The organism is Microlunatus panaciterrae, from assembly GCF_016907535.1.
Classification (GTDB): Bacteria; Actinomycetota; Actinomycetes; order Propionibacteriales; family Propionibacteriaceae; genus Microlunatus; species Microlunatus panaciterrae.
Window position 1 is genome coordinate 3,336,636 of the sequence record NZ_JAFBCF010000001.1, and the last position, 17,566, is coordinate 3,354,201.

Consider the following 17,566-nt stretch of genomic DNA (forward strand, 5'->3'; position numbering starts at 1 on the left):
CCCATACTCCGGCATTTGGCGGGCTATGCAGGTCGGAATGCGGGGAAGAGGTGCAGAGCCCGCCAAAGCGTACGGGCCTGGGGATCAGCGGCCGTCGCCGAGCAGCCACCCGAGTTCCTCAGCAGTCAGCTGTTCGTCGATCGGTTCGTCGGCCAGCCACCAGTCGGGCTGACGCAGCGTCCACCGGTCCCGGCTCCGGTCACGGGCCAGACCACGGCGTCGACCGCTGAGTACCCGCGCCTTGAGATCGGCCCGATGGTGGCGCAGATCCAGACTGTCGACACGGATCACGACCAGATGATGGTCCTCCAGCCGCTCCTCGCGTACGTTGTCAGCCCGATGCCGGTGGCGACCTCGATGGTCCTGACCGTCGAACTCCAGCACCAGACCGGCATCCGGGTCCACCAGGTCCCCAATCCCGAGAAGATTGCCTCGCCGGTCGAAGAGGGGAGCGTTGGCCAGTGGCCTGGGCAGTCCCAGGTCGACCTGGTAGAAGACGCGGAGCCTTGACTCCCACCCGTTGCGCGCGTGGGGGTCAGCCAACTCGCAGGCTCGGCGGGCCTGGTGGATGCCTCGCCAACCCGGGTGCCGCCCGAGGTAGCGCGCCAGCAGCCCCAGCCCGAAGACACGTTGCCGGGCCATCGCATCCACGACAGCCACTGCCTCAGCAAGGTCTGGGGCCGACCGTGCGCAGTCCATCCCGGCACGCAGGGCAGTGGTGAACCTGATCCCCGCCACCTCGGCGACATCAGAATCGGGGAGCCGGTCCCGGCAGTACGCCGCAGCCGTTCCACGGCCGACGTCCCGGCCCAGGCAGATCAGCACTGGGAGCGGCTGCATCGTGCACGGGTCCAAACCGTCTAGGTCGTCGACCCCGCGGGCGAAGGCTGCAGCCCAGCCGGTGATGGCACCGGAAGCCGGCACGAGGGGAACGGCCGCAAGAATGCGCTGGGTCGGGGTGTCCGGCAGCTGGCTGGGCAGAAAGAAGCCGCGGCTCGTGCGCCGCCACTTCGGTCCGCAGCGCATCGACCTGGTGACGCCGCGGGCAACGAGCTCGGCCGCCGAGAGCGGCAGCTGTGCAGTGGTCAGCTCAGTCCGGAACCGGCTACGTGCCATCCCGCCAGACTGCGCGACCGGCAGACTCGGATCGAGAGAAAATCGGGGTTTTCCACAGCCTCAGCCCTTATTGCCTTCCGCGTTGGCGGGCTGTGCAGGTCGTGCGGGTCTTGAAACCTGCACAAGCCGCCAACGGGGTCTCAGGCGGTCAGGTTGGCGGCGAGGGCGACGAGGGTTCGGACTGCGACGCCGGTGCCGCCGGGGGAGACATAGCCGTAGGGGGCGCCGCCGTGGAAGGCGGGGCCGGCGATGTCGAGGTGGGCCCAGGGGGTGTCCTCGCCGATGAACTCGCGCAGGAACGCGGCCGCGACCAGGGCGCCGGCATACCGGTCGCTGCCGGTGGAGCGCAAGTCGGCGACCTTGGACTCGAGCTTGGGCTTGATCTCCTTGGGGATCGGCAGCTGCCAGAAGTCCTCGCCGGCCATCTCGGCGGCGTCGAGGATCCGATCGGCGGTCTCCTCGTCGTTGGTCATCAGGCCGCCGGTGCGCTCGCCGAGGGCCACCACGCAGGCGCCGGTCAGGGTGGCGACGTCGATGATCAGGTCCGGCTTGTCCTCACCGGCCCGCGCCAGCGCGTCGGCCATCACCAGCCGGCCCTCGGCGTCGCAGTTGCCGTTCTCCACGGTCTTGCCGCCGTACATGGTCAACACGTCCGACGGCCGGTACGCGGTGTCGGAGGGCAGGTTCTCGGCCAGCGCGCCGTAGGCGGTGACCTTGATCTTGAGACCGAGCTGGGCGATCGCATGGGTGGCGGCGAGGACCGCCGCGGCGCCGGACATGTCGCTCTTCATGGTGTACATGCCGTCGCCCGGCTTGATGTTCAGACCGCCGGAGTCGAAGGTGATGCCCTTGCCGACCAGGGCCAGGTGGAACTTCGCCCCGCGCGGCGCATAGCTCAGCCGCACCAGCCTCGGAGGGCGCGACGACCCGCCGCCGACCGCCAGGATGCCTCCGTAGCCCTCCTTGGCCAGCGCCTTCTCGTCCAGCACCTCGATAGCGATCTTGGCGTCCTTGACCAGGCCGCGGGCCTCCTCGGCGAACGACTCCGGATAGAGGAGGTTCGGCGGGATGTTGACCCACTCCCGGGCGACGAGCACCGCAGCTGCGACCACCTTGGCGGCCTCAACCGAGTCCTGGAGCGGACCCTGACGGCTGCTCGCCTCGCCGATCACGGTGATCTTGCCTATCCGCGCCTCGGCGGCGTCGCCGGAGGTGATCGGGGCGTAGCGGTAGCTGCCCAGTAGCGCCCCCTCGGCGACGGCGCGGACCGTCTCCGGTTCGGTGGCACCCAGCGACACGGCAACACCGAGGGCTTCGTCGTCGGCCAGCCCGGCCGCGCTGCGCACCCCGGCGCCGGCGGCCCGCCGCAGGTCCTCCGGGGTCGGTTCCGTCTCGCCGATCCCCACCACCAGGATCCGTGGACCGCCGGCGATGCCCGGGATGGCCTGGCAGTTGTCCGCCGCGGCCTTGGCCCCCAGGCTCTTGGCCATCTCGGCCAGCGCCACCCCGTACCGCTTCGCGTAGTCCTTCTCGACACCGTCGGGAACGCCGACCACTCCGGAGCCGCCGAGACCGATGATCAGCACATCGGCATCGTTGGGCACGGTACGGGAGAACGTGAGCGGGGGCAGTGCGGGTGCGGGCACGAGGGTTCCCTTTCAGCAAGGCGGGTGGGACCAGCAAGAGACAGGCTGGGCAACAGACAGGCTAGCCCGTCCGATCCGGCGTCGAGATTGCGATAGGTTCCGAATGTCCCCGGAGGCTTCCGGGCGGAGAGGAGACACCGTGTCGCCCGACGACCACGCAGGGCCGGCAGCCACCGAGCTGCAGACGTCACCGCTGCATGGCCGCCACCTGGAGGCCGGTGCGAAGTTCGCCGAGTTCGGCGGCTGGTCGATGCCGCTGGAGTACGCCGCCGGCGGAGTGCTGGCCGAACACGCGGCGGTCCGCAACGCGGTCGGCCTCTTCGACGTCAGCCATCTCGGCAAGGCCACCGTCGCCGGTCCCGGGGCAGCGGACTTCGTCAACGCCTGTCTGACCGCCGACCTGACCAGGATCGGCCCCGGACAGGCCCAGTACACCCTGCTCTGCGCGGACGACGGTGGTGTGGTGGACGACCTGATCGCCTATCTCAAGTCCGACGACGAGGTATTCCTGATCCCGAACGCGGCCAACTGCGCGGCCGTCGTGGCCCGGCTGGCCGAGGCAGCTCTGCCGGGGGTCGTGGTCACCAGCCAGCACCGGGACTTCTTCGTGATCGCCGTCCAGGGACCGCACTCCGACGCGGTGCTGACCGCTGCCGGGCTGCCCGCCGGCCACGACTACATGTCCTTCGTCACCGCCTCCTTCCAGGGCGCGCCCGTCACCGTCTGCCGGACCGGGTACACCGGCGAGCGCGGCTACGAGCTGGTGGCAGCGGCCGACCGGGCCGTCGCCGTCTGGGACGCGGTGGTCGCCGCCGGCCAGCCGTACGGGTTGCGGCCCGCCGGCCTGGGTGCCCGCGACACCCTGCGTACCGAGATGGGCTACCCGTTGCACGGCCAGGACATCTCACCAGAGATCACCCCGGTGCAGGCGCGGCTCGGCTGGGCGGTGGGCTGGAAGAAGCCCGCCTTCTTCGGCGACCGGGCGTTGCGGGCCGAGAAGGAGGCCGGCCCGAGTCGGCTGCTGCGCGGTCTCAAGGCGGTCGGTCGAGGGATCCCGCGACCGCACATGACGGTGTCCAGCCCGGCCGGCGACAGGATCGGCGAGGTCACCTCGGGGACGTTCTCCCCGACGCTGAAGACGGGCATCGCCCTGGCACTGGTCGATGCCGCCTTCTCCGACGGTGACACGGTGACGGTGGACATCCGCGGCCGGGCCGAGTCGTTCGTGATCACCCGGCCGCCGTTCGTCACCCCCGGTGTCCGTGAAACCTGATCATGCCCGGCGCACAGCGCCCTGGCCGCCAGTGGCCCAGTTGCTGCTGATCATCGTCGGGCTGCTGATCATGGCCTACCCATTCACCCTCGGCGCGCACCCGGACGTCACCTGCCGGGGCGCGCTGATGCACCCCGGGGACGTCTGCCGCAAGGCCGACGGCACCGGAGTGCAGAGCTATGAACAGCGGGCTGCGGCGGTCCGCAACGCCAGGCCGGTGATCGTCGGCGTGGGCGTCGTGGTGACCGGCTTCGGCGCCATGCTCCTCACCGGCGAGAACCGCCGGCGACGGCGGACCCCGCCGCCCGGCGCGAATGACACACCACGCTGACCGCCGAGGTCCGCTCGTCTTCGACCCGGAGCCGTCCGGTCAGGTGCCTTCCGGTGCCAGGCTCATCGGTCCGTACACCAGCCGGTCCCCCTCGAACAGGCTGACGGCGGTCACGCCCGCCTCGGCCAGCTCCGGGTAGGCCTCGCCCAGCCAGCTCTCCGCGTCGCCCTGGGCCGGGAACGTCTGCTCCAGTCCCAGCCCGGCGGCGTCGATGACGACGCCTCGGGGCTTGTCGGCCTGCCAGCGCCAGCTCATCAGGTCAGCCGGGACTTCGGCGAGGCCTGCCCGACCACCGAGCCGTCACGCTCGACCGCGTCTCCGAGCGCCTCGTCGATGCCGGCCATCGTCTCGGCGGACAGCTTCTTGCCGGCGGCGGCGGCGTTGTCGGCGATCTGCTCCGGGCGTGACCCGCCGGTGATGGCGGAGGCCACGTTGTCGTTCTGCAGCACCCAGGCGACGGCCAGCTGGGCCATGCTCAGCCCCTCGGCCTCGGCCAGCGGCGCCAGCTTCTGCACCCGGGTCAGCACCTCGTCGGTGAGCATGTGCTGGATGAACTGCGAGCCGCGCTCGTCAGTGGCCCGGGAACCCTCCGGCACCGGCTGGCCCGGCTTGTACTTGCCGGTCAGCACTCCCTGGGCGATCGGCGAGAACACCACCTGGCTGATGCCGAGCTCACGGCAGGTCGGCACGACCTCCGGCTCGATCACCCGGTAGAGGGCGCTGTACTGCGGCTGGTTGGAGACGAACGGGATGCGCAGCTCGCGGGCCAGGGCGTGCCCGGCGCGCAGCTGATCGGGCGTCCACTCGCTGACGCCGATGTAGAGCGCCTTGCCAGCCCGGACGATGTCGGCGAATGCCTGCATCGTCTCCTCGAGAGGAGTCTCGTGATCGTAGCGGTGCGCCTGGTAGAGGTCGACGTAGTCGGTCTTCAACCGCTTCAGCGAGCCGTTGATGGACTCCATCATGTGCTTGCGGGACAGACCGGTGTCGTTCGGGCCGCCGGGGCCGGTGGGGAAGTAGACCTTGGTGAAGATCTCCAGGCTCTCCCGCCGCTGACCCGCGAGCGCGTCACCGAGGATGACCTCGGCCTTGGTGTTGGCGTACGTGTCCGCGGTGTCGAAGGTGGTGATGCCGGCCTCCAGTGCCGCCTGGACGCAACGGGTAGCGGCTTCGGCCTCGACCTGCGAGCCGTGCGTCACCCAGTTGCCGTAGGAGACGGCCGAGACCTTCAGGCCGCTGTTGCCAAGATAACGAAACTCCATGCTGTCCTCTTCACTCGATGATGGGAGACGTGCCGATGAGAATGGGGGTGGATCAGAGCTGGGTCGGTCAGAAGGACTCGCCGCGCTTGATCCGGGGAGGCGGTACCCGGAAGCGACGGATCTGAATCGCCCGGTTCATCCCGTAGAACAGCAGCCCCTTGGTCTGCGCCCGTGGCTGCCGTTCGGCCAGCACCTTCTTGAAGCCCCGCCACATCAGGAAGCCGTCGAACATCACCAGCAGGATGAACAGGTACATCAGGATGGTGCTGATGAACGTCAGTGCGGGCAGCACCGAGTTGAGGAACGTGAGCGCGAGGATGACCACCAGGCTCGGCAGCAGGAACTCGCCGATGTTGAAACGCGAGTCCACATAGTCACGCATCAGGGCCTTCTCGGGCGTCGCGTCCCGGGCCTGCATCGCGCGCATCCGGTCGGTACGGGCAGCGCGGGCGTTCTCCGCCCGGGCCTCCTTCTTCGTCAGCTGACGGTGCAGCCGCTGCCGGCGGAGCGCCTCAGCCTCCTTCCGGGTCGGCGTCGGCCGGTCCTTCTTCGCCCGCCCGGCGACGGTCGAGTCCATCGTCGGCTCGCTCGGCTCGGGGTCGGCGACCTCGTTGTTGTTGCGACGGAAGAATGCCACGGGTACCTCTTCGACTGTGCTGGCTGGACGATGCTGGCTAAACGGGGTTGAACTTAACGGGGTTGAACTGGACAGGGCTGGTGACGGGTGGTGCAGTGGAGCTGGGCCCTCTCGCGATCGCCTCCGGTGAGGCTCTCGGCGGTGCCGCCGGCCGCCACCCCGACCCGATCGCTCGAACCCCTGGATTCTGTCAGGGGTTCCACCCAATGACGAAACTACCCGCAACCGTGACCTGTGTTCGCTACCGCCGCAGGCATAGAGTGAGGGACACCTCGTTGCACCCAGAAGACTGGAAGGACCAGCTGACACGTCATGAGCGGCATTTTTCAGCGCATCTCGTTGATCTTCCGCGCCAAGACCGACAAGGCCTTGGACAAAATGGAAGACCCGCGGCAGACCCTCGACTACTCCTACCAGCGCCAGCTCGAGCTCCTGCAGAAGGTCCGTCGTGGCGTCGCCGACGTTGCCACCAGCCGCAAGCGGGTGGAACTGCAGGCCAACCAGCTCAACGCTCAGATCGACAAGCTCAACCAGCAGGCGCAGAAGGCTCTTCAGGTCGGTCGTGAGGACCTGGCCCGCGAGGCGCTGACCCGCAAGTCGGGTATCGCCCAGCAGCTGGCCGACCTGCAGACCCAGCACGCCCAGCTGCTCGGCGAGGAGGAGAAGCTCACCCGCGCCAGCCAGCGGCTGCAGGCCAAGGTCGACGCCTTCCGGACCCGCAAGGAGACCATCAAAGCGACCTACTCCGCAGCCGAGGCGCAGACCCGGATCAACGAGGCCTTCTCCGGCATCGGAGAGGAGATGGGCGACGTCGGGCTGGCCATCCAGCGCGCGGAGGACAAGACCGCCCAGATGCAGGCCCGGGCCGGTGCCATCGACGAGCTGCTCGCCAGCGGTGCACTGGAGGACCCGACCGGTACGGCCAAGGACGACATCACCCTCGAACTCGAGCAGCTGGCCTCGTCCTCCGACGTCGAGAACGAGCTGGCCCGGATGAAGGCATCCCTCGGCGCCGGTCCGGCCGCGGCTGCGCCCGCCGCCCTCGAGGGTCAGGGCAACCCGACGCCGCAGTCGGCGGCGCCGCCCACCCAGGGTGGCTACACCGCCCCGGACGCCGGCCAGCAGTGGTCGACCGGGCAGCAGCAGGCTCCTGGGGTGCAGCAGCCGAACCACGAGGACCTGCGATGATCGTGCGCATCCTCGGCGAGGGCCAGTGGGTGCTCGACGAGCAGGCGGTGGCCGCCCTGAACGGACTGGACGATGCCGTCGAGCAGGCGGTGCAGGCGAACGACGAGCAGCAGCTGGCTGCGGCGTTGCACTCGCTGCTCGAGCAGGTCCGCAGCAGCGGCGCGGTCGTCCCTGATGACGCGCTGCAGGATTCCGACCTCATCCTGCCCTCGTCCGACGCGACCCTCGACGAGGTGCGGCGGCTGCTGGACGAGTCCGAAGAGGGACTCATCCCCGGCTGATGCCCGGCACCCGACAGATCAGGCTCGCCTACGGCCGCGACGGGCTGGTCGTCGACCTGCCCAGTGACCAGACCACCGTGATCGAGCCGAGCTACCGGCCCGGCGTCGCCGACCCGGCTGCCGAGGTGCGCCGCGCCCTCCGCGAGCCGGTGGCGGGGCTCCCGCTGCGAGAGCGGCTGGCCGCGGCTGGGGCCTCCCGTGACTCGACGGTGGCGATCTCGGTCTGCGACGGCACCCGGGCTCAGCCGCGCGAGGTGATGGTCCCGGCGGTGCTGGCCGAGATCGCCGACCTGGTCGACCTGGACCGCGTGACCATCCTGGTCGCGACCGGCACCCACCGCGGCAACGACGACGCCGAACTCAGGGAGATGCTGACCGACGCTGTGGTCGACCGGGTCCGGGTCGTCAACCACGACGCCCGCGACCCGGACAGCCTGACCTGGTGCGGGACCGCCGGCAACGGTGTGCCGGTGTGGCTGAACACCCACTGGGTGGAGGCCGACATCAAGATCACCACCGGGTTCGTCGAGCCGCACTTCTTCGCCGGCTTCAGCGGCGGCCCGAAGATGATCGCGCCGGGCCTGGCCGGTCTGGACACGGTGCTGGTGCTGCACGACGCGGCCCGGATCGCCGACCCGAGGGCGACCTGGGGGGTGACCGAGACCAACCCGGTGCACGACGACGTCCGGGCGATCGCCGCCCAGACCGGTGCGACCTACGCAGTTGACGTGGTGATGAACCGGGACCATGAGATCGTCGAGGCGTTCGGCGGGGACCTGCTCGCGATGCACGCGGCCGCCTGCGAGAAGGCCAGGGAGCTGGCGATGGTGCCGGTGGACGGTCCGTTCGATGTGGTGGTCACGACCAACTCCGGCTACCCGCTGGACCAGAACCTCTACCAGGCGGTGAAGGGCATGTCGGCAGGCGCGATGGTGGTCAAGCCCGGTGGCGTGCTGGTTGCCGTCGCCGAGTGCTCAGACGGCTTTCCCGACCATGGCTCGTACGTCGACGTCCTGACGTCTGCGGAGTCGCCGGCGGCCCTGCTGGCCCAGATCGAGGGCCGGTCGGAGACCGTGCCGGACCAGTGGCAGGTGCAGATCCAGGCCAAGGTGCAGACCCGGGCGAGGGTCAGCGTGCACTGTGCCGGCCTGACCGGCGAGCAGCTCGCCACGGCGCACCTAGGTGCGGTCGACGATGTCGGCGCCTTCGTCCTCGCCGCACTGGCCGCGGCCGGCCCGGGGGCACGCTGCTGCGTCCTGCCCGAGGGTCCGCAGACGATTCCCTACCTGCGCTGACCCCCGAGGCGGCGCTGCCGACCCCTACCGGAGACGACCGGAGATCCAACCTCAGCCTGACGGGACGGCATCAGGATGCAGCTGGCGGTGGCTAGTCCTTGGCGGTCTCGCCGGGCAGGTCCAGCATCCGCTGGAGCGCCTCCCTGGCGTACCGGCTGGTCTCCTCGTCGACGGTGATCTGGTTGACGACGTTGCCCTCGACGAGCTGTTCGAGCGCCCAGACCAGATGCGGCAGGTCGATCCGGTTCATCGTGGCGCAGTAGCAGACCGTCTTCTCCAGGAAGGCGATCTGCTTGTCCGGGTGGGCGTTCGCGAGCCGTTTGACGAGGTTGAGCTCGGTGCCGATCGCCCAGGCCGAGCCTTCGGGTGCCTGCTCCAGGGTCTTGATGATGAACTCGGTGGAGCCGACCAGGTCTGCCTTCAGCACGACCTCGTGCTGGCACTCGGGGTGCACCAGCACCTTGACGCCGGGGATCCGGGCGCGCACGTCGTCGACGGCCTCGGCCGTGAACCGGCCGTGCACCGAGCAGTGGCCCTTCCACAGGATGACCTTCGCCGCCGCCAGCTGCTCGGCGGTCAGCCCGCCGTCGGGCCGGTGCGGGTCGTAGACGACGCACTCGTCCAGCCCGAGGCCCAGCTGCAGGACGGCGGTGTTGCGGCCGAGATGCTGGTCGGGCAGGAACAGCACCTTCTCACCACGCTGGAAGGCCCACTCCAGCACCGACTTGGCGTTGGAGGAGGTGCAGACGACGCCGCCGTGCCGACCGCAGAACGCCTTGATGTCGGCCGACGAGTTCATGTATGTCACCGGCACGGTGACGTCGGCGACGCCGGCGGCCGCGAGCACGTCCCAGGCATCCTCCACCTGCGCCAGCCGGGCCATGTCGGCCATCGAGCAGCCGGCCGCCAGGTCGGGCAGGATCACCTTCTGCTCCGGCGCGGTCAGGATGTCGGCGGACTCCGCCATGAAGTGCACTCCGCAGAAGACGATGAACTCGGCCTCCGGCCGGGCAGCCGCCTCGCGGGCCAGCTTGAAGCTGTCACCGGTGACGTCGGCGAACTGGATGACCTCGTCCCGCTGGTAGTGGTGGCCGAGGACGAACAGCCGGTCGCCCAGTGCAGCCTTCGCGCGGCGCGCTCGCTCCACCAGTGCAGGGTCGGAGGCGGGCGGCAGGTCCCCGGGGCACTCGACCCCTCGTTCGGACTGCGGGTCCGACTCCTTGCCCAGCACGAAGAGCGACAGCGGGGTGGAGGTGATGGTCATTCTCCCAGCCTACCGGCGCCCCCTCAGCCAGGCGGGCGAGGATCGAGGGGTGGCTGACGGTGGGCGTACAGGTCGCGCAGCAGGGCGATCTCGGCGCAGTGGTGGATCGTCTCGCGGTTGATGTGCAGCACCAGCCCGGCCATCGGGTCCTGCTCGAAGCCGTACTCCCCGCACGGCCGGGCCAGCCCGGCATCGTCGAGGCCGCGCACCCCGCCGATCCAGCCTGCGTACGCCTGGTCGAGCCGCTCGAGCGCCAGTGCCGCCGTTCCCGGATAGTCATAGCTCTGATAGTCGATCGGCGGACCGCCGAAGTGGCTGGCGTTGCGTGCGCCGAGCACGCCGACCAGGAGATGACCGATCCGCCAGGCGATCGTGGTGACCGGCGGCGGCACCGGCTCGGGCACGGCGAAGTCGATCACGAAGTCACCGCCGCCGGCGGCCTCCGGTGGGGTGCCGGCCGAACGCGGGCGCAGGTTCCAGCAGCCGGCCACCGGCTCCCAGAAGTACTCCGCGTCGGTCAGCCCGGCCAACCGTGGCCGGACCTGGTGCTGCCAGTGCCAGTCGAGCTGCTGCGCCAGCTCGGCTGTCCAGTCGATCTCGCGCCCGGTGTCCATGAAGTCCAACCTGGCACGGCCCTCTGACAACCACTAGAGGACAATCCTCCTCATGCGTGTAGTGGTGGCCGTCGACTCGATCGGTGCGATGTCATCGGCCCGGGCCGGCACCGCGATCGCCGAGGGTTGGCCTGACGCCGAGGTCGCCGTGGTCCCGATGGGGGAGGCCGGCCGTGGCTTCGCCCAGGCGGTCGCCGACCAGTGGGGCAGCGACCTCGTCTCCGGCGTGCTCGACGACCTCATCGTCAACCTGACGGTCGGCGCGGATGCCCTCCTGGTCGCCCCGGAACCCCCGTCGGCCCAGCCGTCTACAGGTATCGACCTGCACGGCAGCTCGGTGGGGCTGGGACGGGCCCTCCGGCAGGCATTGCAGAACGCCGCGACCCGGCCCGCCCGCATCCTCGTCGACCTGACCGCAGCCCGCTGCCACGACGGCGGCGCCGGCCTGCTGGCTGCCCTGGGAGCCACCGCCGACGTCCCGCTCGATGCAGGAGTGGCCGCCCTCGGCGACCTCACCCGGCTCGACCTGGACCCGGTCATCGAGCTGCTCGGGGACGCCGAGCTCATCGGCGTCGTTCCCGGTGACCAGACCGAACAGCTCCTGGTCGGACTGCGGGGGATCACCTCGCTCAAGGGTCGCGAGGCCGGCGACGACCCGGCGAGGCTGCTGGCCACCGACGCCAGCCTGGAGCGCCTCGCCCGACTGGCTCGACCCGAGGTCCTCGACCTGCCCGGTGTCGGGGCGTGTGGCGGCACCGGCATGGCGATCGCCGCACTCGGCGGCCGGATCCTCTCCGGCCCCGCCTTCACCGCCGAGCTGGCCGACCTGGCCGCGACGGTTCGGCGTGCCGACCTGGTGGTGACCGGCTGCGGCGTGTTCGACTTCGCCGGCCGAGGCGGCGGCGTGGTCGCCGAGGCGGCACGGCAGGCGGGCGCGGCGCTCTGCCCCTGCATCGTGGTCGCCGGCGAGGTTCTGATCGGCGGCCGGGAGATGCGCACGATGGGGATCGAGTCGGCCTACGCGGTCCGGGATTCGGCCGGGGACGATCCCACCGGCGGGGACACCACCGCCGCCGAACTGGCGGCGACCAGCCGCCGGATCGCCCGGTCCTGGTCCTGGTGAGGACAACAGCCGCGTCCTGGGGGTTTGGAACGCCCGTCCGGCGGTCGTAGACTGACTCCGGCAGGACGAGCACAGTCGGCGGGAATACTCGCCGGTGTCGTGAGGTTCTGCGATGTACAAGCCGAGTCAGCAGACTGGAGAAGAATATGACTGTGCAGGACCAGACCACCGCAGCCCCCGTGACCGACGGCATCGTGCTCACCGACGAGGCAGCGAGCAAGGTCGCTGCTCTGCTCGAGGGCGAGGGACGTGACGATCTGGCGCTCCGCGTCGCGGTCCAGCCGGGTGGCTGCTCCGGCCTTCGCTACCAGCTGTTCTTCGACGAGCGCAGCCTGGACGGCGACATCGTCAAGTCCTACGGCAGCGTCAACGTGGTGACCGACCGGATGAGCGCCCCCTACCTGTCCGGCGCCACCATCGACTTCGTCGACACCATCGAGAAGCAGGGTTTCACCATCGACAACCCGAACGCCGGCGGCTCGTGCGCCTGCGGCGACAGCTTCCACTGAGACCTGGCGTTCGCGGCTGGTAGCGCCGAGCGCCAGCCGACAGCACCGAGTCTCAGCCAATGAGCCTGTGGTATCGAGCCTGGGGCCCCCGTTCCTTCGGAGCGGGGGCCTTGGCCGTCTCCGGGTGTGATCGCTGTCAGGCCGTGCGGCGGATCAGGAACCGCGGTCGCTGGTCGGCGACCAGCTGCTGGCTGCGCATCCGGCACCAGGCGGCGACATCCGGTCCGGCCGCCGGGTCGTCGGCCAGCAGCTCAACCACCGCTCCGACGGGCACCTCGGACATCCGCCTGGCCAGCTCGATGATCGGCCGCGGGCACTTCATCCCGAGACAGTCCAGCTGCAGGGCCGGCTGGTCCTCCGGGGATGTGGTCACGGCGACCATTCAACACCCCGACCAGTCAACACCTCGTGCCGAGGAGAGGGCCCCGGCCGCACGCTCACAGGTCGAGGCGTGACCTCAGCTCGGCCACGATCGGGGGCAGCGCGGTGCAGAGGGCGTCGACCTCGGTCTGGGACGAGGTCCGGGTCAACCCGACTCTGATATTGCCGTGGGTGAGTGCCCCCATCGCCGCCAGTACGTGCGAGGGTTCCTCCGAGCTGGCGCTGCAGGCCGACCCGCTGGCGACGGCGATACCGGCCCGGTCCAGCTCGAGGGTCAGCGCCTCGCCGGCGACATAGAGGACGGAGAACGTCAGCAGGTGCGGCAGCCGCTGGTCGGGGTCGCCGGCCAGGTCGACGTCGGGCACCGTCGCGGCGATCCGGTGCCGCATCCGGTCCACCAGCACCCGCTGCCGGTCTGCGACCTCCGCCCGCTGCTGCACCCAGGTGTGCAGGGCGACCGCGGCCGCCACCACGGCGGGTACGTCGACGGGGCCCGGCCACCGACCCGCCTGGTAGTCGTCGGCGGGGTAGGGGGCTCGCCAGCGGGCTCGCCGACGGATGACCATGATGCCGACCGACGCCGGTCCACCGAAGGCCCCGGCCCATCCGGTCAGCACCGACCATCCGCCGGCCTGGTCGAGCGGGATCCGGCCGAGCGCGCTGGTCGCGTCCAGCACCAGCGGTACGCCCGCGCCCTGGCAGATCTCAGCCGCTTCACCGTACGGCTGCAGCGTGCCGACCTCGTGGTTGGCGACCTGCAGGCAGGCGGCCGCGACGTCGGGGCGTTCCACCTGCTCGCGCCACCCGGCCAGGTCGACCCGGCCGAGCCGGTCCACCCCAACCCGACGGCCGTCGCCGAAGGTGTCGCAGGCAGCCAGCACGGAGGAGTGCTCGACAGCGGAGGCGACCAGCCCGCGGCCGGTTCGGGCTCGCCCCAGCGCCAGGCCGGCGATGGCCGCGTGGGCGGCATGGGTGCCGGAGCTGACGAAGACGACCTCGTCCTCCCGGGCGCCGACGGTCTCGGCCACCAGGGCTCGGGCCCGGTCGAGGGCCTGCGCAGCCAGTCTGCCCGGCCGGTGCAGCCGGAGCACGTCGCCCCAGCCGGAGTCCTGCGCCGCGTTCCAGGCCTCCCGTGCCTCGGGCAGCATCGGCTCACCGGAAGACGCGTCCAGGAAGGCTGGGACCACCGAATTCGCCACACCTGAAACTTAACCGAACCCGCACCGTTCGCTCCGACGTCCTGCGTTAAGGTGACCGTAGTGTTTCGACCAGTCTGATCTTTGAACCTAGGAAGGCACGACGTGGGTGTGAGGGACAAGTGGCTGCGCCGGCCGCTGGCGGCGATGGTTGCGGTCGCCGCCTTGGCGCTCGCCGGGTGCAGCTCAGCGGATGTCGCGCATCTGCAGCGGCTCGGGCTACCCGAGGCCGCCGGTGACCGGGCGCCGTACATCCATGACCTCTGGATCGGCTTCTGGATCCTGGGGGGCATCGTCGGTTTCGGTGTCTGGGGCCTGATCGGCTACGTCATCATCCGGTTCCGCCGCCGCGGCAGCGAGCTGCCGCGCCAGACCCGGTACAACCTGCCGATGGAGATCTTCTACACGGCTGCGCCGTTCATCGCCATCGCGGTGCTGTTCTACTTCACCGTGATCAGCCAGGACAACGTGCTGGCCAAGGAGGCCAAGCCGGCACACACCATCGACGTGGTCGGCCAGAAGTGGTCATGGACGTTCAACTACCGCGAAGCCCAGAACTCGGCGGTCGGCAACGACGTCTGGGAGACCGGGACGATCGAGAAGTCGCCGACCCTCTACCTTCCGGTCAACGAGTCGGTCCGGTTCAAGCTCTCCTCTCCCGATGTCATCCACTCCTTCTGGATCCCGTCGTTCTACATGAAGATGGACGTCGTGCCTGGTCGGCACAACACCTTCGACGTGACGCCGACCAAGGAGGGGACCTTCGCCGGCAAGTGCGCCGAGCTGTGCGGGACCTACCACTCGGCGATGATCTTCACCGTCAAGATCGTCAGCCAGTCCGACTACAACGCGCACCTGAAGAGCCTTGCCGACAAGGGCCAGATCGGCGAGGCGAAGGGCGCGCAGAGCAGCACCACCATCGGTGGCACTCAGAAAGAAGGTGACCGGTGACCACACTGGAGCGGACCGCAACGGCGACCGACGTCGCAGCACCGACCCGTGAGCTCGGCCAGACCATCTGGAAGTGGGTGACGACCACCGACCATAAGGTGATCGGCAACCTCTACTTCATCACCTCGATGTGCTTCTTCGCCTTCGGCGGTCTGCTGGCGTTGGCCATCCGTGCCGAGCTGGCCTTCCCGGGGCTGCAGTATCTGTCCTACGACACATACAACCAGTTCTTCACCATGCACGGCACGATCATGCTGCTGCTCTTCGCCACCCCGCTGTTCGCCGGGTTCGCGAACGCGATCATGCCGCTGCAGATCGGTGCCCCCGATGTGGCCTTCCCGCGGCTGAACATGTTCTCCTACTGGCTGTACCTGATCGGTGGCCTGATCACCGTCTCCGGCTTCCTCTCACCCGAGGGGGCAGCGAGCTTCGGCTGGTTCGCGTACGCGCCGTTGAGCGATGCGGTGAACTCTCCCGGCGTCGGCGGTGACCTCTGGTTGATGGGCCTCTACCTGGCCGGTCTGGGCACCATCCTGGGCGCGGTGAACTTCATCACCACGATCCTGACGATGCGGGCTCCCGGCATGACCATGTTCCGGATGCCGATCTTCACCTGGAACATCATGGTCACCTCGATCCTGGTGCTGATCGCGTTCCCGATCCTGGCTGCGGCGCTGCTGGTGCTCGAGGCCGACCGCGCGTTGGGGGCGCACGTGTTCGACGCCGCCAACGGGGGACCGATCCTGTGGCAGCACCTGTTCTGGTTCTTCGGTCATCCTGAGGTCTACATCATCGCGTTGCCGTTCTTCGGCATCATCACCGAGATCCTGCCGGTCTTCAGCCGCAAGCCGATCTTCGGCTACATCGGTCTGGTCAGCGCCACCCTCGGCATCGGCGCCCTCTCGGTGGCGGTGTGGGCCCACCACATGTTCGTCACCGGTGCGGTCAGCCTGTCCTTCTTCTCCTTCATGACGTTCCTGATCGCCGTACCCACCGGGGTGAAGTTCTTCAACTGGATCGGCACCATGTGGGGCGGCAGCCTGACCTTCGACACCCCGATGCTGTGGTCCATCGGCTTCCTGACGACGTTCCTGTTCGGCGGCATCACCGGGGTCATCCTGGCCAGCCCACCACTGGACTTCCAGGTGTCCGACACCTACTTCGTGGTCGCTCACTTCCATTACGTGGTCTTCGGCACGGTGGTGTTCGCGATGTTCGCCGGCTTCTACTTCTGGTGGCCGAAGTTCACCGGGCGGATGCTCAACGAGACCTGGGGCAAGATCCACTTCTGGCTGCTGTTCATCGGCTTCCACACCACGTTCCTGGTCCAGCACTGGCTGGGCGTCGAAGGGATGCCGCGCCGGTACGCCGACTACCTGCCGAACGAGGGCTTCACCGTCCTCAACCAGGTCTCGTCGGTGGGTGCGTTCCTGCTCGGGGTCTCGATGCTGCCGTTCCTGTACAACGTCTGGATCTCGCGCAAGTCTCCGCTGGTGAACTCAGACGACCCGTGGGGCTGGGGTCGGTCGCTGGAGTGGGCCACCAGTAGCCCACCGCCGCGGCACAACTTCGCCTCGCTGCCGCGGATCAGATCCGAGTCGCCGGCCTTCGACCTGCACCACCCGGAGGTCGCACTGCTGGAGTACCCGGCCAACAACGCCGACGAGGACGGGCTGCTCGACGCCGGTGAGGACGAGGGCAGGATGGCGGAGCTGCACAATCGCGCCGGTCACCACGAGGCCGGTCACCACGAGGCGGGGGAGGGCCGATGAGGGCAGAGGCCTGGATCTTCGGTGCGCTGACGATCTTTTTCCTGGTCGTCACCCCCATCTACTGGTTCTCCAGTCACGAACCGGCCGGCACCGCCGCGCTGCTGCTCACCTTCTTCCTGGTGTTCATGATCACCGGCTACCTGGGGCTCATCTCCCGCCGGATCGACCCCCGGCCGGAAGACCGCAAGGGCGGCGAGATCGCCGAGGGCGCCGGCGAGCTCGGCTTCTTCCCGCCGCACAGCATCTGGCCGCTGTTCTGCGCGCTGACCGTGGCCCTGATCGCGCTGGGTCCGGTGTTCGGCTGGTGGCTGATGATCCTCGGCTTCGCCCTCGGCGCCTTCACCTGCACCGGCTGGATCTACGAGTTCTACCGCAAGGAGCACGCGCACTAGCCGCTTGCGTCGTCGACAGGGGTGATCTTGTCGCCGCCAACGACTAGGGTCGCAGTATGTGTCGGAACATCCATCAACTGCACAACTTCGACCCGCCGGCCACGTCTGCCGAGGTGCACGCCGCCGCGCTGCAGTACGTCCGCAAGGTGGCGGGGACGACCAAGCCGTCGAAGGCCAACCAGGAGGCCTTCGACCGGGCCGTTGCGGAGGTGGCGCACGCCACCCACCACCTGCTCGAGGCGCTGACCACCTCCGCTCCACCCAAGAACCGCGAGGTGGAGGCCGAGCGGGCCCGCGAGCGCAGCGCGAAGCGGTTCGCGAACGCCTGAGCCGGC

At 69.3% G+C, this 17,566-nt stretch carries 20 protein-coding genes; 11 read left to right on the forward strand and 9 right to left on the reverse strand.

The features are described 5' to 3' along the window. Positions 1–84: 84 nt before the first annotated feature. Both JOE57_RS15205 and JOE57_RS15210 read right to left on the reverse strand, forming a co-directional pair. On the reverse strand, positions 85–1,116 hold the full coding sequence (locus tag JOE57_RS15205) for a hypothetical protein (protein ID WP_204919310.1): 1,032 nt from the start codon (positions 1,114–1,116) through the stop codon (positions 85–87). 140 nt (positions 1,117–1,256) lie between these two features. Beyond that, the gene (locus tag JOE57_RS15210; RefSeq protein ID WP_204919312.1) at positions 1,257–2,762 is read right to left on the reverse strand and encodes a leucyl aminopeptidase; all 1,506 of its coding nucleotides are present in this window, start codon (positions 2,760–2,762) and stop codon (positions 1,257–1,259) included. A 139-nt stretch (positions 2,763–2,901) separates the two neighbouring features. On the opposite strand from JOE57_RS15210, the gene gcvT reads away from it, so the two are divergent. Then, the gene (gene gcvT, locus JOE57_RS15215) at positions 2,902–4,035 is read left to right on the forward strand and encodes a glycine cleavage system aminomethyltransferase GcvT (protein ID WP_338041331.1); all 1,134 of its coding nucleotides are present in this window, start codon (positions 2,902–2,904) and stop codon (positions 4,033–4,035) included. Then, positions 4,019–4,366 carry a hypothetical protein gene (locus JOE57_RS15220; RefSeq protein ID WP_204919316.1) on the forward strand — a complete coding sequence of 116 codons (348 nt, stop codon included), beginning with the start codon at positions 4,019–4,021 and terminating at the stop codon, positions 4,364–4,366. Before gcvT ends, JOE57_RS15220 begins: the two co-directional genes overlap by 17 nt. 39 nt (positions 4,367–4,405) lie before the next feature. Here JOE57_RS15220 and JOE57_RS15225 read toward each other — a convergent pair whose 3' ends face one another. The 3 genes from JOE57_RS15225 to JOE57_RS15235 form a co-directional block, all read right to left on the reverse strand. After that, on the reverse strand, positions 4,406–4,621 hold the full coding sequence (locus tag JOE57_RS15225; protein ID WP_204919318.1) for a hypothetical protein: 216 nt from the start codon (positions 4,619–4,621) through the stop codon (positions 4,406–4,408). Further along, positions 4,621–5,628 (reverse strand): aldo/keto reductase family protein, encoded by a 1,008-nt coding sequence (locus JOE57_RS15230; RefSeq protein WP_204919319.1) that lies wholly within the window; start codon positions 5,626–5,628, stop codon positions 4,621–4,623. The genes JOE57_RS15225 and JOE57_RS15230 overlap by 1 nt, the downstream gene beginning before the upstream one ends. A 67-nt stretch (positions 5,629–5,695) precedes the next feature. Continuing rightward, positions 5,696–6,265, reverse strand: coding sequence for a DUF3043 domain-containing protein (locus JOE57_RS15235; RefSeq protein WP_204919321.1), 570 nt, complete (start codon positions 6,263–6,265; stop codon positions 5,696–5,698). A 312-nt stretch (positions 6,266–6,577) separates the two neighbouring features. Here JOE57_RS15235 and JOE57_RS15240 point away from each other — a divergent pair, with 312 nt between their 5' ends. Genes JOE57_RS15240 through larA form a run of 3 tightly spaced genes read left to right on the forward strand, consistent with a single transcriptional unit; the run spans position 6,578 to position 9,029 of the window. Further along, a complete protein-coding gene (locus tag JOE57_RS15240) occupies positions 6,578–7,453 on the forward strand; it encodes a PspA/IM30 family protein (RefSeq protein WP_204919323.1) in 876 nt (291 codons plus the stop codon). Continuing rightward, a complete protein-coding gene (pspAA, locus tag JOE57_RS15245) occupies positions 7,450–7,734 on the forward strand; it encodes a PspA-associated protein PspAA (protein WP_204919325.1) in 285 nt (94 codons plus the stop codon). Before JOE57_RS15240 ends, pspAA begins: the two co-directional genes overlap by 4 nt. Beyond that, a complete protein-coding gene (gene larA / locus JOE57_RS15250) occupies positions 7,734–9,029 on the forward strand; it encodes a nickel-dependent lactate racemase (protein ID WP_204919327.1) in 1,296 nt (431 codons plus the stop codon). The genes pspAA and larA overlap by 1 nt, the downstream gene beginning before the upstream one ends. Positions 9,030–9,120: 91 nt before the next feature. Here the strand turns inward: larA and nadA are convergent, their stop codons facing one another. Together nadA and JOE57_RS15260 are read right to left on the reverse strand one after the other, a co-directional pair. Beyond that, a complete protein-coding gene (gene nadA / locus JOE57_RS15255) occupies positions 9,121–10,293 on the reverse strand; it encodes a quinolinate synthase NadA (RefSeq protein ID WP_204919329.1) in 1,173 nt (390 codons plus the stop codon). Positions 10,294–10,316: 23 nt separating this feature from the next. Beyond that, positions 10,317–10,907 (reverse strand): DinB family protein, encoded by a 591-nt coding sequence (locus tag JOE57_RS15260; protein ID WP_204919331.1) that lies wholly within the window; start codon positions 10,905–10,907, stop codon positions 10,317–10,319. 52 nt (positions 10,908–10,959) lie between these two features. Between JOE57_RS15260 and JOE57_RS15265 the strand changes: the two genes are divergently transcribed. Both JOE57_RS15265 and JOE57_RS15270 read left to right on the forward strand, forming a co-directional pair. After that, positions 10,960–12,030, forward strand: a complete 1,071-nt coding sequence (locus JOE57_RS15265; protein ID WP_204919333.1) for a glycerate kinase — start codon at positions 10,960–10,962, stop codon at positions 12,028–12,030. Between the two features lie 146 nt (positions 12,031–12,176). Further along, entirely contained in the window at positions 12,177–12,539 is a 363-nt protein-coding gene (locus JOE57_RS15270) for a HesB/IscA family protein (protein ID WP_204919335.1), read from the forward strand. Positions 12,540–12,675: 136 nt separating this feature from the next. Here the strand turns inward: JOE57_RS15270 and JOE57_RS15275 are convergent, their stop codons facing one another. Together JOE57_RS15275 and JOE57_RS15280 are read right to left on the reverse strand one after the other, a co-directional pair. After that, complete coding sequence (locus tag JOE57_RS15275) at positions 12,676–12,912, reverse strand: sulfurtransferase TusA family protein (protein ID WP_338041332.1); 237 nt, start codon at positions 12,910–12,912, stop codon at positions 12,676–12,678. Between the two features lie 64 nt (positions 12,913–12,976). Then, positions 12,977–14,119 carry an aminotransferase class V-fold PLP-dependent enzyme gene (locus JOE57_RS15280; RefSeq protein WP_204919339.1) on the reverse strand — a complete coding sequence of 381 codons (1,143 nt, stop codon included), beginning with the start codon at positions 14,117–14,119 and terminating at the stop codon, positions 12,977–12,979. A gap of 102 nt (positions 14,120–14,221) precedes the next feature. Between JOE57_RS15280 and ctaC the strand changes: the two genes are divergently transcribed. From ctaC to JOE57_RS15300, 4 genes are read left to right on the forward strand one after another with little or no spacing between them, the layout of a single operon-like run. Continuing rightward, a complete protein-coding gene (ctaC, locus tag JOE57_RS15285; protein ID WP_338041333.1) occupies positions 14,222–15,067 on the forward strand; it encodes an aa3-type cytochrome oxidase subunit II in 846 nt (281 codons plus the stop codon). Beyond that, on the forward strand, positions 15,064–16,839 hold the full coding sequence (gene ctaD, locus JOE57_RS15290) for an aa3-type cytochrome oxidase subunit I (protein ID WP_204919341.1): 1,776 nt from the start codon (positions 15,064–15,066) through the stop codon (positions 16,837–16,839). Before ctaC ends, ctaD begins: the two co-directional genes overlap by 4 nt. Then, positions 16,836–17,231, forward strand: coding sequence for a cytochrome c oxidase subunit 4 (locus JOE57_RS15295; RefSeq protein ID WP_204919342.1), 396 nt, complete (start codon positions 16,836–16,838; stop codon positions 17,229–17,231). Before ctaD ends, JOE57_RS15295 begins: the two co-directional genes overlap by 4 nt. Before the next feature lie 56 nt (positions 17,232–17,287). After that, positions 17,288–17,560 carry a DUF2277 domain-containing protein gene (locus tag JOE57_RS15300; RefSeq protein WP_204919344.1) on the forward strand — a complete coding sequence of 91 codons (273 nt, stop codon included), beginning with the start codon at positions 17,288–17,290 and terminating at the stop codon, positions 17,558–17,560. The last annotated feature ends 6 nt before the right edge of the window (positions 17,561–17,566 follow it).

Excerpts from the sequence above, each read along its gene's own strand:
- JOE57_RS15260 (WP_204919331.1), bottom strand. The coding sequence starts at position 10,907 with ATGGACACCGGGCGCGAGATCGACTGGACAGCCGAGCTGGCGCAGCAG.
- JOE57_RS15295 (WP_204919342.1), top strand. The coding sequence starts at position 16,836 with ATGAGGGCAGAGGCCTGGATCTTCGGTGCGCTGACGATCTTTTTCCTG.
- JOE57_RS15225 (WP_204919318.1), bottom strand. The coding sequence starts at position 4,621 with ATGAGCTGGCGCTGGCAGGCCGACAAGCCCCGAGGCGTCGTCATCGAC.
- JOE57_RS15240 (WP_204919323.1), top strand. The coding sequence starts at position 6,578 with ATGAGCGGCATTTTTCAGCGCATCTCGTTGATCTTCCGCGCCAAGACC.
- JOE57_RS15230 (WP_204919319.1), bottom strand. The coding sequence starts at position 5,628 with ATGGAGTTTCGTTATCTTGGCAACAGCGGCCTGAAGGTCTCGGCCGTC.
- JOE57_RS15265 (WP_204919333.1), top strand. The coding sequence starts at position 10,960 with ATGCGTGTAGTGGTGGCCGTCGACTCGATCGGTGCGATGTCATCGGCC.
- JOE57_RS15205 (WP_204919310.1), bottom strand. The coding sequence starts at position 1,116 with ATGGCACGTAGCCGGTTCCGGACTGAGCTGACCACTGCACAGCTGCCG.
- nadA (WP_204919329.1), bottom strand. The coding sequence starts at position 10,293 with ATGACCATCACCTCCACCCCGCTGTCGCTCTTCGTGCTGGGCAAGGAG.
- pspAA (WP_204919325.1), top strand. The coding sequence starts at position 7,450 with ATGATCGTGCGCATCCTCGGCGAGGGCCAGTGGGTGCTCGACGAGCAG.
- JOE57_RS15270 (WP_204919335.1), top strand. The coding sequence starts at position 12,177 with ATGACTGTGCAGGACCAGACCACCGCAGCCCCCGTGACCGACGGCATC.
- larA (WP_204919327.1), top strand. The coding sequence starts at position 7,734 with ATGCCCGGCACCCGACAGATCAGGCTCGCCTACGGCCGCGACGGGCTG.
- JOE57_RS15300 (WP_204919344.1), top strand. The coding sequence starts at position 17,288 with ATGTGTCGGAACATCCATCAACTGCACAACTTCGACCCGCCGGCCACG.